Here is a 19,719-nt window from a genome sequence, read left to right on the forward strand (position 1 = left end):
TTGGAAAACATCCTTAAACTAGCGAAGAAGGTGGCTGAGGAGGCCGAGGTCTTCGTCGTCTCTTCGAAGGAGACGCCGGTCGGCTTCGAAGCCAATCGCCTCAAGATGCTGGAGACCGCGGAATCGACTTCCGTCTGTCTGCGAATCGTCAAGGACGGAAAGATCGGTTTTGCCGCCACCACCAGGCTGGATGACCCTCAAGCGCTGGTGAACATGGCGGTGGAGACCGCCCGGTTCGGCGCCGAGGCGAAGTTCGCCCTTCCCCCGGCGCAGTCCTACCCCCAAATCGAGGTCTACGACGGCGATGTGGAATCTGTAGCTATAGAGGATATGGTCGAAATGGGCAACTTGCTGCTTGACATAATACTTGGCCATACCCCGGATTTGGTCTGCGAGGCCGGGGTGACCAGGAGCGTGGCCACGGTCAGTATCCTGAACTCACGCGGTGGCGAGGCCAGCTACCGCAGGAGCTACTTCGCCATCGGCATCGAAGGGACGCTTATTCGGGATACGGATATGCTATTCGTCGGTGAGAGCGACAGCTCCTGCCACCCGATAAGGGAATTTCAGGAGATAGCTAACGCTACGATGGAGCAACTGGAGCTGGCGGGGCGATCTGCCTCGATAGCAACAGGGGAATTTCCGGTGATTTTTACCCCTAAAGGGGTAGCAAGCGCTTTGCTTACCCCACTGGCGCTTGCGGTTAACGGTAAGATGGTGCTGGAGGGGGCCTCACCACTGGGAGGAAAACAGGGAGAGCTGATCTTCGATGAAAGGTTCTCTTTATATGACGATGCCACCCTGAACTATCGCCCAGCCAGCCGCCCTTGCGATGATGAAGGGGTGCCCAGCCGGAGGACAGCACTCATCGAAAGGGGAGTGGTAGCAAACTTCCTTTATGACCTGCAGACTGCGGCCATCGCCGGTGCCAGGAGTACCGGCAGCGGTAGCAGGGCTGGGGGGGGCATGCCCACACCATCGGTGAGTGCCCTGGTAATTGAGGCTGGGGATACCCCATTTAAAGATATGGTTCAAGATATGAAAGAGGGGCTGGTTATCGAGCATCTCATTGGGGCGGGGCAGGGGAACGTTCTGGGGGGCGAGTTCAGTGGCAACGTCCTCCTGGGATACAAGGTGGAGAACGGGGAGATGGTGGGGCGGGTGAAGGATACCATGGTATCGGGAAATATCTACGAAGCCTTGAAGGGGCTCGTTTCTATCGGTAGCGAAGCGAGATGGGTGGGTGGTGCGCTCAGCGCCCCGCCCCTCTATATACCCGGCCTGGCAGTGGCCAGCAAGGGATAACGAGGAGGTATCCTTGTCTCTGGATTTATTTGCAAAGACCCTTGCCGAGATAGGCGATGAGAGCAAACCCCTGGTTTCCTCAAAGCTAGCCAAACTGTCAACGGTATCTCAGCAGGAGATGCTACTGTTTCTCGAGGTATGGGGTAAGATGGGTTTTGAGAAGCGGAGGCGGATCGCAGGTCAGCTTGTGGAGCTTGCCGAGGATGACCCTTTTCTTAACTTCGATGACATCTTCTATGCCTGTCTTCGCGACCCCGACGAGATAGTTCGGGTGAGAGCCATCGAAGGACTGTGGGAGTATGAGAATCACTCCCTTATCGTACCCTTTATTACCATGCTTAGGGAGGATGGCGGGGAATCGGTTCGTGCTGCTGCCGCCCAGGCACTGGGCAAGTTTGCGATGCTTGCCGAGCTGGGGAAATTGCGCCCGGATGATGGGGCTAAGGTGGAGGAGGCACTGGTAGCAGTAATAGAAGACCATGGGGAAAAGCTTGAGGTGAGGCGTCGGGCCGTAGAGGCAATAGCACCCCTCAACCGGCCTAAAGTAACTAGGATCATTCGGGATGCCTACCAGGGCGGTGATGAAAGAATGCAGGTCAGCGCTATTAATGCTATGGGAACGAACAGCGATCCCGCCTGGCTCCCCACCCTGCTGAAGGAGATGGAAAACCCTGATTCTGAGATGCGCTTTGAAGCGGCGGGTGCCTGTGGGGATCTGGGGGACGAGGAGGCGGTGCCTCAACTGATGCGGCTCATACATGACCCTGATAACCAGGTACAACTTGCCGCCATAGCTGCGCTGGGGAAAATCGGCGGCAGCGAGGCAGAGGCGACACTCCGCGAGTGCCTGAATCACCCCGATGAGCACATCCGCGGTGCTGCAGACGATACCCTGGAGGAGTTGGAAGTCGGTAAGGATCCCTTCTCCTTCAGAATTATGTAGTTGGAGTTTGGCATGCTAAAGGGTCGCAAGGTGGTGCTCAGGGAGAAGAGGCTGGAGGATGCCAATAGTGACTATACATGGCGGAGCGATGATGAGCTCGCCCGTCTCGATGCGGCCCCGACCCTTAGGATACCCTTCACCCATTTCTTAGCTAGCTACGCCGACGAGCTGGCCCACCCGGGCCGGCGTCGCCGCCGCTTCGCTATTGAAACCCTGGACGGTAGGCATATCGGCAACTGTATGTACTACAATATCGACGAGGGTAAGGGGGGGGCGGAATTGGGGATCATGATAGGCGACCGCGAATACTGGGATCAGGGTCATGGCAACGACGTGGTCATTACCCTCCTCGATCATATTTTCAGCACTACGAGGCTCGAGCGTGTCTACTTGAACACCCTGGAATGGAATATCAGGGCACAGCGCTGCTTTGAGAAATGTGGCTTTGTTCGCAGTAATCGGCGGAGGAGGTACCACAATAACTTTGTTACTATGGAGATATATCGTAGCTCCTGGCAGCATCATGCCTCGCTCAGGGTCGATCAAACCGTAAAAGAGAAGCAGGAAGGATAGCCCTCCCTGCTTCCTCGGGATTTGCAAACCTCTTATGTCTTAGCTGGTGATGGGTTCTCCAGTCCCGCAGCCACAGAGTTGGGCACGAGCTCACAAAGCTCGTCCACGGTCCATATCCCCTTCTTGTAGATAGACCGGATACACTGAGGCTCAGAGAAGAGGTGCACCTCTCCTCCCTTGACCGAGAAGGTGCGGCCATTTATATTCGCCGCCTCATCGGTGCAGAGGAATACAACGAAGGGGGAGACGAACTCCGGCGGCGTAAATATCGTCTTCATGAAGTTATCCAGGTCGGTACCACTTATTCCCATAGTCTTGCCCCACGCCGACTTCAGCTCTGGCGTCAGTGTCATCCTTGTGCCGGCCATGGGACGAATGGCATTGCAGGTGATGCCGTATCTTCCCAGGTCCCGGGCCAATGTCCGTGTGAGGCCAACAATCCCCTCTTTGGCAGCGCTGTAGTTGGCCTGTCCCATATTGCCCAGCCCTGCATCGGAGGAGGTATTTACAATTCGCCCGCTTCGCTGCTTGCGGAATACCGCACTGGCCTGCCTGGCGCAATTGAAGTGACCATAGAGGTGAACCTTTATTACGGAGTCCCATTCCCCTTCCGACATGTTAAAAACCATGCGGTCCCGCAGCACGCCGGCATTATTGATCAGGATGTCCAGCCGGCCGAAATTGTCGAGGGCGCACTTAACCATCCTCTCTGCACCTTCGAAGCTAACCACATTCTCATAGTTGGATACCGCATCGCCTCCCATCCCCTTGATCTCGGAAGCCACCTCATCGGCGGGTGTCTTGTCCGCCCCGCTGCCATCCAACGCGCCACCGAGATCGTTTATTACCACCTTAGCTCCCTCAGCGGCGAGGGCCAGGGCATGGCATCGCCCCAGTCCCCGACCGGCGCCGGTTACCAGAGCAACCTTTCCCTTCAGTCTATCTCCCATTATCAACTTCCTCGCTTCTTAGAGGGGAGAACCACCACGGCACTGCCCGGGGTGGTCTTCTCACCTTTCGCGTTCTCTACCCAGATGTTGCACTCCACGATATTCTCACCATCCTCCACCCGCTTGCCGGTAACAGTGCCTTTACACCACCACGTATCCCCCTCATGGGGCTCGGTCATGGTCTTCATTTTCCGCGGGTAGTCCATGGCCCGGTACTGGCAGGAGAGCTTCTTAAGGGTGCCTTCGTCCCCTATCCAATCGGTCATTAAATGTCCTAACCAGGCACGCTTCAGTGCGCCGTGGACGATGGGACTACCGACCATCATAGAGGTAGCAAAGCTATCCTCGTAATGGAGGGGGTTGAAATCCCCCGAGGCACCGGCCCACTTAACCAGCATCTGGCTCGTAGCAACCTTGGCGAGCGGGGTTACCTCACTGCCTGCCTCAACATCTTCATAATAGAGCTGTTTTTTTGCCATTGTTTCCTCCTATTTAGCTGCAAATTAATGTGGCCCTTGACTTGGCCACCTTATCGCCATTCTGGTTCAGATAGGTCTGCTCCATCGTAAGGAATAGCATCTTCCCCGACTTCCCTGTCCTCTCACGAGCGTCGACGAATTGTCCATAGACAACAAGGGTATCGCCGGCACGTATCGGAATGTAGAAATCGAGCTCCACGCCACCATCAAGGATACGCATCATGCCACTCTCAAACACAGCGCCCAATACCTTGGACATAACCGCACCAGTCTCCAGTCCACCTCCTTGGGTTGGCCAGCCGAAAAATCCGGGGGGCGATATAATATCCCCGTAGCTGCTTTTTTTGGCATACTCTACATTTCGATATAGGGGATTTGGGTCGTCGATCGCATCGGCGTATCGTGCTATTGCCCCGGCCTCCACCTTCAGAACGGCAGGTGGCGATACCTGCCCTAACAAGGACGTAATCTTCTCGGAAATCAACGGGCCTTCGGTCAATTCACTTCCCTCCTTCTATATTTAGTTGCATATAATAAAGCCAGGCGGGGCGACTATAACGCCATGCCCGGCTCTCCTGCTTTATTAAAGGGGCTTGTGGGATTAACCCCTTTCATTTCTGAACTCCCAAGCATTTATCCCAGAGCAAAATAACAGCAAACTACGAACGCCAACCAGGAAAAGTCTACATCAGCACGGTTACTATTGTCAAGCCTCCGTGCGTTCCCCTGACACTGACATAATTGCTATCACGTTAAACCTTCTCCAAGGGGGCATAGCTTAATAGCAGCCGCTTCAGCCCGGCATCACCCTTAAATGCCACGGTGACCTCCTGATCTTCCCCGGCGGGGTTGCAGTTCACCACGATCCCGTCGCCGAACTTGGTATGGCGTACGTGGTCACCGGCACCAAGGGGAGGCTTGGGAGAAGACGCAGGGGAGGGCGTAGCAGTAGGCTGCACCTTGCTTTCTCCGGCATCACCCGGTGGCATCGCCAGATGGGGGGGGATGTCTGAGAGGAAGCGTGAGGGGATATTTACCGATGTGCTCCCCATGGAGCTGCGGCGGAAGGCGCGCACCAGATAGAGCCTTTGCTTGGCCCGAGTGACCCCCACATAGCATAAGCGGCGCTCCTCCTCCATCTGATCCCGGTCATCGTAGGATTTTCGATGGGGAAGTAGTCCTTCCTCCATGCCCACGATGAAAACCACCGGAAACTCCAGGCCCTTTGCGGCATGCAGGGTAATCAGCGTCACCGCATCTACCTTCTCATCATAGCTATCGACGTCGGAGACCAAAGCCGCACTCTCAAGAAAGGAGGAGAGGCTATCCTCGGGTGCCAGATGGCGGTAGTCGTTTGCTACGGTGCGCAGCTCCAGGATATTCTCCCATCTGTCCTCACCATCTTCCCACTCCAGTATATATTCTTTATATCCGGAGCGCTCCAGCATAAGGTCGTAAAGCTCGACGATGTTAAGCTCTCCACTTGCCGAGATCAGCTGGTTAAGAATTGTGAGGAAGTCGGTGAGCACCCGGCTGGTCCTGGGGTTAAAGTGGGTTTTTTCCTCCGCATCAGCGATCATCTGAAGGGCGGTATAGACCGGTAGCGAGCGACCTTTAGCCCACCGCTCCAGCTCCTCGATAGTGCGGGAGCCAATCCCCCTTGGCGGCACATTAATGACCCGCGCCAGGCTAACGCTATCATAGGGGTTGTGGATCAGCCTTAGGTAGGCGATGACATCCTTAATCTCGCGCCGCTCATAGAAGCGGGTTCCGCCCACCAGTTTATAGGGCATTCCATAGCGGATAAAGGACTCCTCAATAGCCCGCGACTGGGCATTGGTGCGATACATCACTGCGCAGTCGCCGGGCTTGAATAAACCCTGGCCAAGCAGGCTATCCACCTCACCCACCACGAACTGGGCCTCCTCCTGCTCATTATATGCCTCGGCGACGGTGAGCGGCACGCCGACCTCATTCTCTGTCCACAGTCCCTTCTCCTTTCGCTGGCGATTGGCGGATATCACACCCTCCGCCACCTCGAGGATGGTCTTGGTGGAGCGGTAGTTCTGCTCCAGATATACTACCTTGGCATCTGGGTAATCGCTCTCGAAGCTGAGGATGTTTCTCATGTCGGCAAAACGCCAGGAGTATATCGATTGGTCCGGATCTCCCACCACACAAATATTGCGGTATTTCCCTGCCATTTGCCTGGCCAGCATATACTGGACGATATTGGTATCCTGGAATTCGTCGACCAGGACGTGATGGTAGCGCTGCTGATATTTGGAGAGCACCTCGGGGCATTGGCGAAAGAGGATGACCGCCTTCATCAGGAGGTCATCGAAGTCCAGCGCCTTGCTCTCGTCAAGGAGTTCCTGGTAGTGCTGGTAAACCCGCCCCACCACTTCATCGAAATAGCTATGCTTTACATAATCCTGTGGCGCTATGAGGCGGCTCTTGGCTGAGGATATGGCAGAGAGGAATGGTCTCGGGGGAGAGCGCTTGGGGTCGATGTCCAGGTCCTGGAGGCTTCGCTTGATGAGTCTGATCTGATCGTCATCATCGTAGATGACAAACCTCGGCTCCAGCCCGATGTGCGTTCCTTCCTGCCTCAGGATGCGAGCGCAGATAGCATGAAAGGTGCCCAGGGTAAGGTCCTCCACCGTGCTACCCAGGAGGTGATAGATACGCTCCTTCATCTCCCTGGCCGCTTTATTGGTGAAGGTAACTGCCAGGATATGATGGGGTTTGATTCCCCAGACCTTGACCAGGTAGGCGATCCGATGGGCAATAACCCTGGTCTTGCCACTGCCGGGGCCAGCGAGAATGAGTAGGGGCCCCTCGGTAGATTCTACCGCTTCCCGCTGCGCCGGGTTTAGGCCTTCAAGAACATCCACGCTTAGATTATAGCATTGCAGGTCGGTCATAAAAAGGGCACAGCCTTCCTCTCCACATACGTGAAGTATGAACAATGGAGATAAAAGGCAATCTCTGTGGCTTCGGGATTACTGGCCACCCCGCTCTACTGTCGGTGGACCCTTTGCTGTTTTTTACATAGGGAACGGAGGCATGGAGAGGTCTCCAAGCTCGCGTATCCTCTTATCCAGATCCTTAACCGTCCACCTTCTGCCTATATCGATTGCGTTTCCCGGGGTCCAGGGTATAAACACCTGGAGTTTGCCCCCAAACATGGTGAAAACACGGCCGGTTATATCTTGCGCCGCATCACTGGCGAGATAGGCCACGAGAGGGGAGAGGTTCTCCGGTGCGAACGTATCGAAAGAGCCATCCTCTGGTGGCTTCTCCCCCATCATTTGGGCCGTCATGGGTGCCCCCAACGTCATTCTGCTCCTGGCCATGGGGGCAACGGCATTGGAGGTAACGTTGTATTTGCCCATCTCCCTGCCCCATACCATAGTCAGGGATGCAATGCCGCCTTTGGCCGCCCCATAATTACCCTGACTTGCATTCCCGCCGAGGCCGGCGTGGGAGACGGTGTTTATTATTCGCCCGTTTATCGGGTTCCCTGCCTTGCTCTGCTCATAGAAATAGAGACAGGCCCATCTACCGCAGTTGAATGTTCCCTTGAGGTGGACGGCGATAACGCTGTCCCACTCCTCTTCGGCCATCTTGAAGACCATCCTGTCCCTGAGGAAACCGGCGTTGTTGACCAGGATGTCCAGCTTGCCGAAGGAGTTGATGGCGGTATCTATAATCTCTTTGGCTGCTTGGTAGTCAGTTACGCTATTGTAGTTAACTACCGCTTCCCCGCCTGCATCCTTAATCTCCTTTACTACCTGGCCTGCCGGGCTCTTGGATTCTCCGGTGCCATCCGCCTCGCCTCCGAGGTCGTTAACTACTACCTTCGCACCTTCCGCGGCGAGTGCCAGGGCATGTGACCTTCCCAAACCTCTTCCTGCACCTGTTACAACTGCAACCTTGCCATCCAGTATGCCCATCTTCTTTGATTAACCTCCTTCTTTTTATATATCGACCTATTTACATTTACTATAACATATCTATTGTCGACTGGTCAAAGCCCTGTTGTGCGGTGTCCAGTACATTCACGACACGTCACCGTTCGCCTATTGTGGTTGTCATAACATGGTCTATGCTGCCGATGTGAGTATTATGGTGGCTAATAGGGCGATGGAGATGATGGGCTCCTACGGCTATACCAGGGATGCCGACGTGGAAAAACACTGGCGGGATAATAAGATGATGCAACAGTGGCTGGGAGGGGCACAGGTGGGTCGCCTGTAGCCTGGAGACGCTCTAACCCTCATCCGGACTGGGGTTGGTAAATAGAGAAGGGCTGCCCGGTAGTGATGACTGTTTTTTCACTATCTATAGCCTGGCGGAGGTGTTTGGGTAGGGAGAAGAGGCCCTGGTGGGAGAGGCTATCGTAGGAGCGAAGAGGTTTGTTGAGCCGGGATGAGATCAAACCGTCTATCTCTGCAGGATCCGGGAGGGATAACTTCTGTGAGGCTAGGGCGAAGCCCCAGGTGCCACCATAGCTGGCGATGAACGTATCATAGGGAAAAACGAGGGGAAACGCAGCCTTCAGGGTATTGATAACCGCGGTGAAACATCGGTGATTCCCCCAGGAACTGGAGCCCGCCTGGAGGGAGATGATGCCATCTGGGACCAACGTTTCTCGAACAAGTTCATAGAACTCCTTGGTGTGAAGTAGATAGGCTGGCCCCTCCTCTATGGGCTCGGGTAGATCCAGGATGACCACATCGAATTTCTCACCGCGGTCGACGCATTCTTGGAGATACTTTCCCGCATCGACGAAGCGTAGTTCCAGGCGGCTATCCTCAAAGGAGCTCTGGTGCCAGGAGGGGAGAAAGCGGCGACAGATATCGATGACCTCCTCGTCAATATCCACCATGACCACTGCCTTCACTGAGGAATGGGCCAACACCTCCCTGAGTGTCGCCCCCTCGCCACCGCCGGCGATGAATACCCTTTGGGGATGGGGGTGAGCGATCATCGGGGGGTGAACCAGGGCTTCATGGTAGATAAACTCGTCCCATTCGCTGGACTGAATCTTACCATCCAGTATTAAACACCGGCCAAGGCTGCCAGAATCGATGATCTGGGCAGATTGGAACTTTGTTCTCTCTGAATAGATAACCCTTTGGATGCGATATGATTGCACCATCTCGGGGGTAATATGGTCATGAAACCACTCATTATTATTCATGACTCACCCGGGGGTTCAAAATTCCCTCTGTTTAGTTCTAGAATAGAGTGGTCTCTTGCCTGAAGCTCTCTTACCAGAAGATCAACTGCCTTTTGTGGATGAATGGAGTTGCCGCAGGTGAAGATGTCTATTGCGGCATAGCCATACTCGGGCCAGGTATGAACCGAAAAGTGGGATTCAGCAATGATCACCACGCCGCTAACCCCACCATAGGGGGAGAATGAGTGAAAGGATTCGCTCAGTATGGTCGCACCGGATACCCTGCAGGCGGAGAGGAGGGTATCTTTCAGGAAGTCGCGATCGCTCAAGCGATCGCGGTCGCAATCATTGAGTTCAAGTATCAGGTGCTTCCCTATTGCTGCCAATCACTCGTCTCCTTTAACATCAACAAAAATATTTTAATCCAACATGGTACAATTTATCAATAGGTGGCTGATATGAAAGGGAGACAGGTTGAGTTAGAAAAGGCGCCCTTTTTACATTGGGCGATTTATTGGTAGCAGGCTGGCATGAACAGGGAAATTGCTAAACTGGAGAGGAAGCTCTTAGAGGGCGAAAAGAGCGAAAGGGGAGAGGAAATAGGCCTCGCTCAGGGGGCGCTTCTCGCCTCGGGGGTGGAGACGGTGAAGGAGTTGAGCTGCTATCTTGAAAAGATTGACCGGCTTTGCCAGAGAATCGCTGAGGCGCTCTTAGACCTTCCCCCAAAGGGCAGCGATAGTGAAAAGGCAAGAGTAATCTTCAACTGGCTGTGGCGAGAAAAGACCCATCGCTATGAGTATGGGGGCAATTTCAGGCTAACTCATGTGCTCGATGCCCAGCATGGTGGGGAAGAAAAAGTGGGCAATTGTCTGGGGCTCACCGTCCTTTACAACGTGCTGGCCCAGAGGTTCGGTCTCGGGGTGAAAGCGGCTTACCTGGAGGATGCCTTTGGACTGGGACCCCACCTTTTTACCGTGCTCTATGCCGGGGAGATCACCATTGATATCGAGAACATCTTTCCTGATGGCTTCGACTACCGGGGACATCCAGGTACAAAGCAGAGGGAGGAATGGGGAGACCGGGAGCTTATCGCCGATATTTATCATAGCGTGGGCAATGATTTATTCGCCTCGGGAAAGTTGGAACGCTCCATCGAGAGCTACGATAGGGCGCTCATGTTGCATCCCGGGTGTAGTAGTGCACACCTTAATAAAGGGATAGCTCTGGTCGAGCTGGGGAGGGTTGAGGAGGCTACGGAGTGGTTCGGGTAAAGGCGACTATTCGTCCTCCTGCTCATCCAGCTCAGCCGCTTTTCGGGAGAACCAGGAGCCCAGTGCCAGGAATTCCCCGCGGTGATAAAATATCTGTACCGCCAGCGCTAGAAGCACGACATCAAGAGCCAGGCTGTAGGCTGTAAGCAGCGGCACCGCCGGGCCAAAGCAAGGGCAGATATCAATGTCCAGCCCCCGGGCGAGAGCCGTGATCTTGGCAATGGCGAAGCTCAGTATCAGCAGCCCGCTGACCGCGGAGCTAACCCTGAGAAGTAGACCCACCACCAGAAAAATACCCAGGACGATCTCCAGAGGGGGCAGAACATAGCCATAGGCTGTGGCCAGTTGGTGAGGCAGCATATTGTACTGGTTGATTTCCCATATCAGGGTTTCGATATAGCCTAGCTTAACCGCGCCGGCGAAGATAAACACCCCCCCCAGGGCTATTCGCGAGGCCAGTGCCAGATAGCGGTGGAGCAGGAATGGCTCGGCGAGTCTCCAGTAGGGGCTCAGGGCTTGCCATGCCCTGTTGATAGTTACATTTTTCATACTCCATATTATATTGTGCTTCGCCTCTTGCTGTCCATCTTCACCATTATCCTTGACAGTACTACGGGGGCAAACTAAAATAGGACTGCGCCGAGGTAGCTCAGGTGGTAGAGCAGCGGACTGAAAATTCTGGGTTAGTTGTGCCGAAGCGTGGTGTCAGATATAAAATAGAACTATTGTGTTAATTGTCTAAACCCCGTTTTATAGCTAGAGTGCTTTTTAGTACCAACCAGTTCTTTTCAGTTTAACGCCAAATTAACGCCAACTTTTTAGCTTCGGTTCCAACGTTAGCCTATGGTATAAAAAAGAGGGGCCAACCATTTAAGGTAGTCCCTCGTTATATACTTGGATATAACTTGCAGTTTACATTTCTGTAATTTCCCGCCCTAAGCCCCTCAGTCGTAGCAGGTACACCATGATTCATACCCTAAGTGACACTATTCTTTCAATATACACCTTAACAAAATAGTATAAATCAAGTCTCATGGAGTATTTGTCCCGATAGTGAAGTTACTTATTACCCAGACGTTGTTATCCGGCCCACCTGTAGTGGACGGATCGAAAGCAATCAGACGCCATTCATAAGTTTCACCTTCACTCAGAGGGTTTCCTGTTCCATCAAAGTTATAAGCTACAGAGGTACTTTCCTTTGCCAGATACACAGACCACATGTCGTTACCTTCGCTATCGATAACCCAGATCCTATAATATCCTTGACAACCACACAATGGAGGTTGCCATGAAAAGGTTGGTGTCGGCGTATCTAAGATCTCCCCATTTGCAGGCGATATCGGCATAGGGAAATCTACAAGAGTATCCCGCACAGAAGCGGTAGTAGTCTGCGATGTACCATCACTGTAACTCAGACTGAAGGTGTAGACATCACCGGGGGTAGGTATTGTTTCACCAAGGAATGCTCCGCCATACCACGGATAATATTCTGTGGGTCCTTCACTATAGAGGTCAATAGTGCCAATATATGGGCCGGTCACACTCGCTGTGGTGATAGTTACTCCTTCAGGGATTAAATCCCATACATAGAAATCTAGCCCATAACCCTGGTCTTGTATATGAATCGTACGAATCAATGGCTTTTCTTGCTTACATTCACACCTTTTAGCTATCCATAAACCGCTATCATTAGTGTAACCCATGTAGCTATAGGTTCCTTTTATCTTATTTGGATATACGGTGGCTGACGCCGAAAAGTTAATAGCTTCTCCGTAGTACAATCCCTGCCCCAAAATGTTCAAATTATTGCCATAGAGACTACCATGTACCGATATGGAATATTCATAGTTCCAGAGCAGATAGTAAATGTATGACCCTATTTGGTGGATGTAGAAGCAGTATGGCTCACTTTCCTCTCCACCTTGAGAGGTCATATACAGATACCAAATGCCTGAGATATCCTGAAAGTGCTGTTTGCCTATTACCCTGATAATGTCTCTACCTTCAAAGGTAATGCTGTTGACTTCTCCAGCTATTGTTACCTCTACTTGTTCACCAGGGGTGAGTATGCTCTGAACTTCAGACCTATCAAACTTGACCATCAGGTCTGGGACTCCATCCTTGTCATAGTCGCCAATATCGGTGGGTTTTGATTCTGCGCACACTATTCCATTGAATCTCACAGTCGAGACGTCGATCTCTTCAACATCGTACCCCGTTAGCAGCTCGATATAGACAGTAACCCATTTGCCATTGCTTCCTAGATTGAGTGTGTCCGGATCAAAGTCTATTGTTGCTGGTATGATCTGATTTATCTCAGTTTCTGGTAGGCTGTCCGCCCGGGTTGACTGGGGTGCTATCACCACCATAATGGAGCCCAATACCAAAACAATGGCTAAAGAAATAAAAACTAGATTTCTCATGGCTTTACCTCCTAGTATGGTTCTAGCTAGTTTATATCCAATTCTATGTGAATCCTCAGTCTTGCCCGTATGTGATTGTGGCTATCTGCAGGAAGCGCGCCTGGCGAAAGGCTCATATCGATAATAACATAAGATGCGCCATTTGTCTGTCGGGAAAGTATGTATTTATTGTGGGGAAAGTCTGTATTTTTTGTTGTGGGGAAAACCCTTACAAAAATGGGAAATATTGTAGGGAGGCCTTGACACAGGTCAATACCGTAGTGCGGAATGGCGAGCTTAAGGATGCGGGATGGCAGGATACTCCAGGGGTGATAGCCTGTCAATATTGAGGAGAACTTAATGTTTTATAAGCCGCCGTTGGCCAATTGATAACCTATGGCGTCATTCACGTAAATAACGATGGTGTCCCTTCCTTCCCAGTCAGGATGTTTAGCCTTATAGTCAGCAATTGCCGCTTCCCGTTGTGCCTCGGTAGGCTCCGGCTGCCCCTCGTATAGCACCCATCGTATAGGCTGCTGCTTACCAGCTCCGGTGTGCTTTTCTAGCTTCTCGATTCTGCTGACGATGTTACTCACCGTGAACCTCCCAAAACTTTATTCTCCAGGTTGTTTAACCTTGCCTCCAGGTCGGCTACCTCTACAGCCTTTAGGCCAATAGATATTAGATAGCCGGCAGTCCTAGAGCGCATAAAAACGTCACCCTCTTTAGTCTCCAGGACTTCTTTTATCAGGCCCGCCAGGACAGTCAGCAAGGCGTTTGCCGTTCTAATTTCCTCTAGTGAACTCACCCGTATAACTTTGAACCCTACAGCCTCACCAGCTCGCCTCGAACGCTGCCATTGTCTCTGATATTCCTTTTGTCTCAGAGGGTCTTTATATGGCATTATTCGTGTAACCTCACAGCGCCTAAGTTAAGGCAATTATTCTTATGCCTGGAGAGGGTAGAACGTGAGACATTAAACTCAGTTTCTATATCTCTCAGGCTCCGGCTATTCTGTAGAGCCTTATTTATTTCCGCTACCTTCTCATGGTTACACACCCGGCAGTTTAGCTCTACTTCAGATGTCTCAGGCTCATTGTCGAGTAGTAAGCTATCATCCGTTGGCTGTGAATAGGCCGTCATGTATCCTTTACGGAAATTAGCCAGAATACCAATACACGCCTCAAAGTAACGGAGAGCTTCGCTAGCCTTGCCAAAGGAACGTTCACCGGGTGCCGTCATTTCCAGTGTAGGACACTTGAAGTCCTGGGGTAGTAGCTGTATAGGAATACCCCGCATGTCACCTTGAAACGGCCCTGAATCGTTATAGAGATAACATTCGCCAGGGTCCCGCTCCCAGGAAGCCATTCCCATTTTAGCCAGTTCCTTTACCGGCTCTATTAACGCCAGCAATTGCGGAAGTATGTTATCACGGGACGTTAGGAATCTGTCTATCGCTTCCCCCTGTTTTTTAGCCTTGACCTTGACCGCCTCGGCTCGGTCTCTTAGGGCTTGGCGCTGCTCTGCGATTTTCCTTAGCTCTTGAACCTCAACCTGAGCCGCTATCTCAGCCCGCACCCTGGCAAGCTGTCGGGTCAATTCGGAAACGTCCTCTCCGGCCTCAATCTTAGCTACGATTTGCTTTTGTATTGCCTTAATTGTGTCTGTTGTCATGTTATCACCTCTCTTTTAGTTTTGGTGGCCCCTAGTAGGGGAGAAATAACCCAGGAGGCCGGATACTGGAGTATGGAAACCTCCAGCACCCTATTTCTTGAGCTGCGACCCCCTACCAGTAGGCCATACCTCATTGAAGCCACTCCTGTTTATCCGGGGGAGCTTCGCCGGTCACAAATATCTCGACCTGCTCCGGAGTAAAGTCGGGCCTTGCCTTGCGAATTGACTCCCGTAATGCCTCCCTGTCAGCCGGGTTAGACATATTCAGGTTGCGCAACCCTGCCAGGAAGTACTCTTTTTCCTTACCTGAAAGCCCCTCTAGAATCTTGCTATTGATCTCGTCAATTTTCATGTTCTTTACCTCCTATTTATACCTATCATAGAACTATTAAACCGCTGCTTTCACTCGTAACTTTACCGTCCCTCAAAGCTAACTTGGCGTTACAGTTGGCGTTATTTCCTAAGAAACGGACACTTTGTCCGCCCTGTCCGCACACATTGTCCGTTAGCATAACTGTTATATAACACCCTGTTACGGTGTTACGTAACATAACAGGGGGGGATATATAATATCCCCTGTTACGGTACACTGTTATGCCTCTTGTTTTAAGCCCCATGATTCCCCTACCTTAATGAGATAACCCTTTTTGCTTAGGCGATTGGTTATAGTTCTAACGCTCGCTTCGTTCGCCTCTAAGGCTTCGGCGATTTCCTTCACTGTTAGCGCACCGCCTCGTAGCAAGTCCTTAATTCTCAGCGATAGCGGTAATTCACCGGATAGCCCGGTATCTCTCAAGTCAGCTTTCACCACTGTTATGCTGTTATCGGTAAACGTGAATCTATAACCTAGTGGCGGGTGTAGCCTCGATAGATTAGCCTTAGTGTGTTTTAGGCTGATAATGGCTTCGTCCTCTCCGGTCTCCTGCTCTGCCCTACACTCCCAAACCGACCTTGCCAGATTCGTAAAGAATACCGAGCCGAATATCGTTCGTCTTTTGGTGAGCTGGTCTTTTGAAGTGTGAGCTAAAGTCAAGCTAGTTACCCCTAGCTGACGTAGAGCTGCATGGTATTTTATAGCAGGCTCCGGGTCGTTAAGATTACCCCTGGCTGCCGGACCCAAACTATCAACTATAATCAGGCTGATATTCTTATCGTGTATGATTCGTTGAAGCTGCTCTATTGAATCGCTGAGAGTGCCAGTCATGCGTCTATAGAGTATTGGCATAGCACCCTTGCCAAAACCCTTCTCAAGAGCACTCCAGCGCCTTCTAAAACTGCCAGCATCGTCTTCATAGTCCAGATATAGGCACAAAGTAGACTCAGTTCGTGTAATAAGCCCCAGGTCATTATCGTGGTAGGGAAGTTGGACTATATAGCCAATTACCAGGGCGGCTAGACTTTTTAGTGAGCCATAATCCCCAAAGATAACAGCTGGGTGATTCATGTATAGAATAGGCTCTAGTAGGTAGTCTGGCGTCAGATTATCATTTTCACTCGGCCAGATTTCAATTGCCGGCTCACCTCTGCGGGCAATCTCTAAAGTCTTACCAGTAATGAAGGTCAGAATGTCAGTCCAGGGTATGTCTGCGGAGTTCTTTTCTAACCTCTTGACCAGGCTAGTCATTGTGGGTGTAGCCATGAGGTTGACCCGTGTGGTGTGTAGCAATGATTCACTTGACCCATTTCCTGAATAGAATGACAATTCGGCATAACCATCGTCTGTATAGCGCTCTGCTAATACCCGCAGACCTAGCTCTGACCAGGCATAGTTGATAAAGCCAATACCTTCGGTTACAGATGGGTTAGGCTTCATAGTTTCACACCCTCAGCCAGCTTAGGCTTTTGCCGTACTCTAAACTCGTTGCCAGTATTGCCCCAGCGCTTGATTACCTCAGCTCCGAGCTTGGCTACCCTTTCCCGTAACCAATGGTCACCCTGCAGCCCCCACAAGAGCGGACGCAAGGCATATAGTTCGTCCGTTAGCTCGCCATCCTCTAGACTGGGAATATCTAAATGGTAAAACCTTGCATATTGCTGGTCACTAGAGAGGGGATCAGGGATCAAAACGTCTCTAGTCACTCTCATTCCTCTTTTGAGATTTACCCGATAGCAATGCCTCGACAGATCGGCGGCTAACGCACATTCTCTTTTCACCGATAAAAATTACTTCTACGGGTAGCTTATTCTGCCGGGCCAAACGAAACGCCAAATTCCTAGAGCATCCGGTAGCCTCGGCAAATTCCGGGATTGTCATAGTCAAACACTCAGTCTCCATCTTCCCCCTCCGTAGTCTCCAAGCTTGCCTTGAGTTGGGGCCATAATGTAGTCTCACTCACGCCCAGGGCAGTTGCTAGTCGGCTGCGCACTCCCGCCGTTGGGTAGTGATTTAGCCGCTCAACTATAATAATAGTGGCCCGTGAGCAATGCGCCGCTTCTGCTAACCCCACTTGGCTGAATCCGAGTCGCCTTCGTAACATTCGCAAGTTATTTTTTCTCATTTGTCCCTCTATGTATTGACATTATAAGACAAGCATGATATTATAAATTTATACGGATTATGAATAGAAAAATATTAGCGGAAATAAACAAGGAAAAAGAAGCCGTCTTAGCCAAACTTGGCAAAGAGTATGAAATGAACATCCCCAGCAGGGGCCGGGAGGTCATAGATAGCAGTGTAGGCCCTCCAAGCGAAGATGTTGACGGTGATCCTGATTACAGGGACGAGTACCTAGAACGGTACGAAGAAGTCGCCGGGTTTTACTGCAGGGCATTTAGAGAGGGGCAGGCTAGGGACAATGGCAGGCATCATACGGCGACTGGTGAAAAAAGGGGGCAATATCAGAAGCCCTTTGAGCGCCGATTGCGCTTGGTGGAGTTTGTAACTGCTAGGTGGGCACGAACTAAGAATAACCACTTTAATTGGATACAGATAGCATCTGAATGGAATAAGTTCTTTCCAATAGAGCAAATAAATCCTGAAGTCTTAAGGGTCGAATATAGCCGAGCTATTCGCGAGAATGACCTGATGAGTCATCTATTGGCTATGCTCTGTCTGAAGGATAGGCAGACAGGTGAAAAACCCTGGGGTAAAGATGAGTTCAAACAATTCTTTCTAGAAACGGCTCTCGACTCCACTAGGAAAGGTGAGCCTTTATTAAGCCTGATGTATAAACACCGCGTTTTAGGCGGAATGAGTAAGCAAGTCCCAATGAACAAAAAGCGTGTGGATATCGCGCTCTTATTGGCTAAGAAGTTCCGTGAAATGGACAAAACCGTAAAAGGAGGCACAAAATGAGAGGATCAATTCGTTCTAAGAGCAAAAACAGCTGGCAGATCCAAATCTATACAGGCCAGGGGTCAGATGGTAAGCCCCTGCGCCACTTCGAGACGGTACGAGGTCGAAAGAGTGATGCGCAGCGCCGCTTAACCGAGCTGCTTTCAAGCCTCGACAAAGGGGCATATGTCCCCACGGGACGCCTTACAGTGGCAGAGCACCTTAACCAATGGCTTGACGGCTACGTTAAGTCTAACTGTCATGTGCGCACGCTTGACGGCTACCAGTCAATTATAGAGACTCACTTAATACCGGCTTTAGGCCATATTCAATTAAAGCAACTTCACCCTCAGACAATACAGGCATACTACGGCAAGGCTATCGAAAAGCTATCGCCCAGGACTGTAGCGAAGCATCACCGGCTATTAAGCCAGGTCCTGAAGTATGCCGTCAGACAGGGTTATCTGGGCCGTAACCCTTGCGAACTTGTGGACTCACCATCTTGGAAAGGTAAGGCCATGCGCACGCTAACACCCGGTGAAGTCGAAGTCCTTTTCGAGACGGCAGAGGGTAATTACTATTATCCGGTGATCTATACCGCCGTGAGCACGGGGCTCCGCCAGGCTGAACTGTTGGGCTTGAGATGGAGAGACATTGATCTCGACATGTGTTCAATATCGGTTAGCCAGGTGCTATATAAGAGGCGGGGCGTATGTGAGTTAAAAGAGCCTAAGACAGCTCACAGCCGGCGACGTGTAGCCATGACACCCAAACTAGCCCTATTCCTAAGAGAATATCGAAACGAGAGGGAAGCGATCTACCGTGAACTAGGAAAAGAACTTACTCTAGATGACCTTGTTTTCACCAGTATTGAGGGGAAGCCGTTAGATCCGTGTGTGCTAACACACAACTTTACCAGAATGGCCAGACGAGCAGGCCTGGAAGGGGTAAGATTCCATGATCTCCGGCATACTTTCGCCAGCCTCATGCTACTGCGTGGGGCCAAGCCCAAAGTTATCAGTGAAGCCCTGGGACATGCCAGTGTAGCCTTTACAATGGATACCTATAGCCATATAATTGAGGGTATGCAAGAGGAGGCGATGGGCCTACTGAACGAGGTGTTGCCCGTTGGGGTGTCTCAAAAAAATAACGCCAATTTAACGCCAACTTTTGATAGTCTAGCTATAACGCCGAGGTAGCTCAGGTGGTAGAGCAGCGGACTGAAAATCCGCGTGTCGGCGGTTCAACTCCGCCCCTCGGCACTTTTGTTTGCTTAACAATTTGCTTAACTTTTCGCATTGGTTTCCCCTTTCTTAAACTTCGGTTTCCTCTTCCTCTTATAGTCCAAGCTTAGTACTACCCAATCATGACCTAGTTTCTTGCCCTTTATTTCACCTCTTTCTAGCAGCCGTCGACAATGGCTGTCTGAAATTCCCATCTTGTTGGAAGCTTCTTTAACGCTATACACTCTTGACCTCATTAGGCGTTATACACGATAACGCTTACAATGTTAATATTCTGACTGCAAAACCCCCCATCATATGTAAAAGAATTTCAAATAAAGCAGTTAATGTATTCCGCAAGCGTATCGGTTGATAATGCGACTACGGCTCTGTTGATCATAAAAGGAAGCCAAAAGCATTGACAATCACTATATATT

General features: G+C 51.3%; 22 protein-coding genes and 1 tRNA gene. 8 read left to right on the top strand and 15 right to left on the bottom strand.

Annotation, left to right across the window (positions count from 1 at the left end; translation table 11 throughout):
• Genes VMX96_04530 through VMX96_04540 form a run of 3 tightly spaced genes read left to right on the top strand, consistent with a single transcriptional unit; the run spans position 1 to position 2,821 of the window.
• Positions 1-1,305: a TldD/PmbA family protein gene (locus VMX96_04530; protein HUU63170.1), complete on the top strand. Its 1,305-nt coding sequence runs from the start codon at positions 1-3 to the stop codon at positions 1,303-1,305.
• Between the two features lie 13 nt (positions 1,306-1,318).
• A complete protein-coding gene (locus VMX96_04535; protein ID HUU63171.1) occupies positions 1,319-2,248 on the top strand; it encodes a HEAT repeat domain-containing protein in 930 nt (309 codons plus the stop codon).
• A 12-nt stretch (positions 2,249-2,260) separates the two neighbouring features.
• Positions 2,261-2,821 (top strand): GNAT family N-acetyltransferase, encoded by a 561-nt coding sequence (locus VMX96_04540; protein HUU63172.1) that lies wholly within the window; start codon positions 2,261-2,263, stop codon positions 2,819-2,821.
• Between the two features lie 32 nt (positions 2,822-2,853).
• Here VMX96_04540 and VMX96_04545 read toward each other — a convergent pair whose 3' ends face one another.
• From VMX96_04545 to VMX96_04565, 5 genes are all read right to left on the bottom strand, one after another.
• Positions 2,854-3,771, bottom strand: coding sequence for an SDR family NAD(P)-dependent oxidoreductase (locus tag VMX96_04545; protein HUU63173.1), 918 nt, complete (start codon positions 3,769-3,771; stop codon positions 2,854-2,856).
• Positions 3,772-3,773: 2 nt separating this feature from the next.
• Positions 3,774-4,250: a MaoC/PaaZ C-terminal domain-containing protein gene (locus VMX96_04550; protein ID HUU63174.1), complete on the bottom strand. Its 477-nt coding sequence runs from the start codon at positions 4,248-4,250 to the stop codon at positions 3,774-3,776.
• Positions 4,251-4,263: 13 nt separating this feature from the next.
• Complete coding sequence (locus tag VMX96_04555) at positions 4,264-4,749, bottom strand: MaoC family dehydratase N-terminal domain-containing protein (GenBank protein ID HUU63175.1); 486 nt, start codon at positions 4,747-4,749, stop codon at positions 4,264-4,266.
• Positions 4,750-5,002: 253 nt separating this feature from the next.
• Positions 5,003-7,177, bottom strand: a complete 2,175-nt coding sequence (locus tag VMX96_04560; protein ID HUU63176.1) for a UvrD-helicase domain-containing protein — start codon at positions 7,175-7,177, stop codon at positions 5,003-5,005.
• Between the two features lie 123 nt (positions 7,178-7,300).
• A complete protein-coding gene (locus tag VMX96_04565; protein ID HUU63177.1) occupies positions 7,301-8,209 on the bottom strand; it encodes an SDR family oxidoreductase in 909 nt (302 codons plus the stop codon).
• Positions 8,210-8,354: 145 nt separating this feature from the next.
• Between VMX96_04565 and VMX96_04570 the strand changes: the two genes are divergently transcribed.
• Entirely contained in the window at positions 8,355-8,513 is a 159-nt protein-coding gene (locus VMX96_04570; GenBank protein ID HUU63178.1) for an acyl-CoA dehydrogenase family protein, read from the top strand.
• A 19-nt stretch (positions 8,514-8,532) separates the two neighbouring features.
• On the opposite strand, the gene speE is transcribed toward VMX96_04570, so the two are convergent.
• The gene (gene speE, locus VMX96_04575; protein HUU63179.1) at positions 8,533-9,459 is read right to left on the bottom strand and encodes a polyamine aminopropyltransferase; all 927 of its coding nucleotides are present in this window, start codon (positions 9,457-9,459) and stop codon (positions 8,533-8,535) included.
• On the bottom strand, positions 9,456-9,824 hold the full coding sequence (gene speD / locus VMX96_04580) for an adenosylmethionine decarboxylase (GenBank protein ID HUU63180.1): 369 nt from the start codon (positions 9,822-9,824) through the stop codon (positions 9,456-9,458). The genes speE and speD overlap by 4 nt, the downstream gene beginning before the upstream one ends.
• 144 nt (positions 9,825-9,968) lie before the next feature.
• On the opposite strand from speD, the gene VMX96_04585 reads away from it, so the two are divergent.
• Positions 9,969-10,709: a tetratricopeptide repeat protein gene (locus tag VMX96_04585; GenBank protein HUU63181.1), complete on the top strand. Its 741-nt coding sequence runs from the start codon at positions 9,969-9,971 to the stop codon at positions 10,707-10,709.
• Positions 10,710-10,715: 6 nt separating this feature from the next.
• On the opposite strand, the gene VMX96_04590 is transcribed toward VMX96_04585, so the two are convergent.
• The 8 genes from VMX96_04590 to VMX96_04625 all read right to left on the bottom strand — a co-directional run bounded on the left by VMX96_04590 (position 10,716) and on the right by VMX96_04625 (position 16,864).
• Positions 10,716-11,258 carry a MauE/DoxX family redox-associated membrane protein gene (locus tag VMX96_04590; protein HUU63182.1) on the bottom strand — a complete coding sequence of 181 codons (543 nt, stop codon included), beginning with the start codon at positions 11,256-11,258 and terminating at the stop codon, positions 10,716-10,718.
• Positions 11,259-11,740: 482 nt separating this feature from the next.
• Positions 11,741-13,132: a hypothetical protein gene (locus tag VMX96_04595; GenBank protein HUU63183.1), complete on the bottom strand. Its 1,392-nt coding sequence runs from the start codon at positions 13,130-13,132 to the stop codon at positions 11,741-11,743.
• A gap of 344 nt (positions 13,133-13,476) precedes the next feature.
• Entirely contained in the window at positions 13,477-13,707 is a 231-nt protein-coding gene (locus VMX96_04600; protein ID HUU63184.1) for a hypothetical protein, read from the bottom strand.
• The gene (locus tag VMX96_04605; GenBank protein ID HUU63185.1) at positions 13,704-14,015 is read right to left on the bottom strand and encodes a hypothetical protein; all 312 of its coding nucleotides are present in this window, start codon (positions 14,013-14,015) and stop codon (positions 13,704-13,706) included. The genes VMX96_04600 and VMX96_04605 overlap by 4 nt, the downstream gene beginning before the upstream one ends.
• The gene (locus VMX96_04610; GenBank protein ID HUU63186.1) at positions 14,015-14,785 is read right to left on the bottom strand and encodes a hypothetical protein; all 771 of its coding nucleotides are present in this window, start codon (positions 14,783-14,785) and stop codon (positions 14,015-14,017) included. The genes VMX96_04605 and VMX96_04610 overlap by 1 nt, the downstream gene beginning before the upstream one ends.
• Before the next feature lie 130 nt (positions 14,786-14,915).
• Entirely contained in the window at positions 14,916-15,137 is a 222-nt protein-coding gene (locus VMX96_04615) for a hypothetical protein (GenBank protein ID HUU63187.1), read from the bottom strand.
• Positions 15,138-15,377: 240 nt separating this feature from the next.
• Positions 15,378-16,598 carry an AAA family ATPase gene (locus VMX96_04620; protein HUU63188.1) on the bottom strand — a complete coding sequence of 407 codons (1,221 nt, stop codon included), beginning with the start codon at positions 16,596-16,598 and terminating at the stop codon, positions 15,378-15,380.
• Positions 16,595-16,864 (bottom strand): hypothetical protein, encoded by a 270-nt coding sequence (locus VMX96_04625; GenBank protein HUU63189.1) that lies wholly within the window; start codon positions 16,862-16,864, stop codon positions 16,595-16,597. The genes VMX96_04620 and VMX96_04625 overlap by 4 nt, the downstream gene beginning before the upstream one ends.
• A 478-nt stretch (positions 16,865-17,342) precedes the next feature.
• Between VMX96_04625 and VMX96_04630 the strand changes: the two genes are divergently transcribed.
• The 3 genes from VMX96_04630 (at position 17,343) to VMX96_04640 (ending at position 19,321) form a co-directional block, all read left to right on the top strand.
• Positions 17,343-18,080, top strand: a complete 738-nt coding sequence (locus VMX96_04630; GenBank protein HUU63190.1) for a hypothetical protein — start codon at positions 17,343-17,345, stop codon at positions 18,078-18,080.
• Positions 18,077-19,258: a tyrosine-type recombinase/integrase gene (locus VMX96_04635; protein HUU63191.1), complete on the top strand. Its 1,182-nt coding sequence runs from the start codon at positions 18,077-18,079 to the stop codon at positions 19,256-19,258. Before VMX96_04630 ends, VMX96_04635 begins: the two co-directional genes overlap by 4 nt.
• Positions 19,249-19,321, top strand: a tRNA-Phe gene (locus VMX96_04640). The genes VMX96_04635 and VMX96_04640 overlap by 10 nt, the downstream gene beginning before the upstream one ends.
• Positions 19,322-19,719: the final 398 nt, after the last annotated feature.

It is taken from the genome of Dehalococcoidia bacterium (genome assembly GCA_035528575.1).
GTDB lineage: Bacteria > Chloroflexota > Dehalococcoidia > E44-bin15 > E44-bin15 > DATKYK01.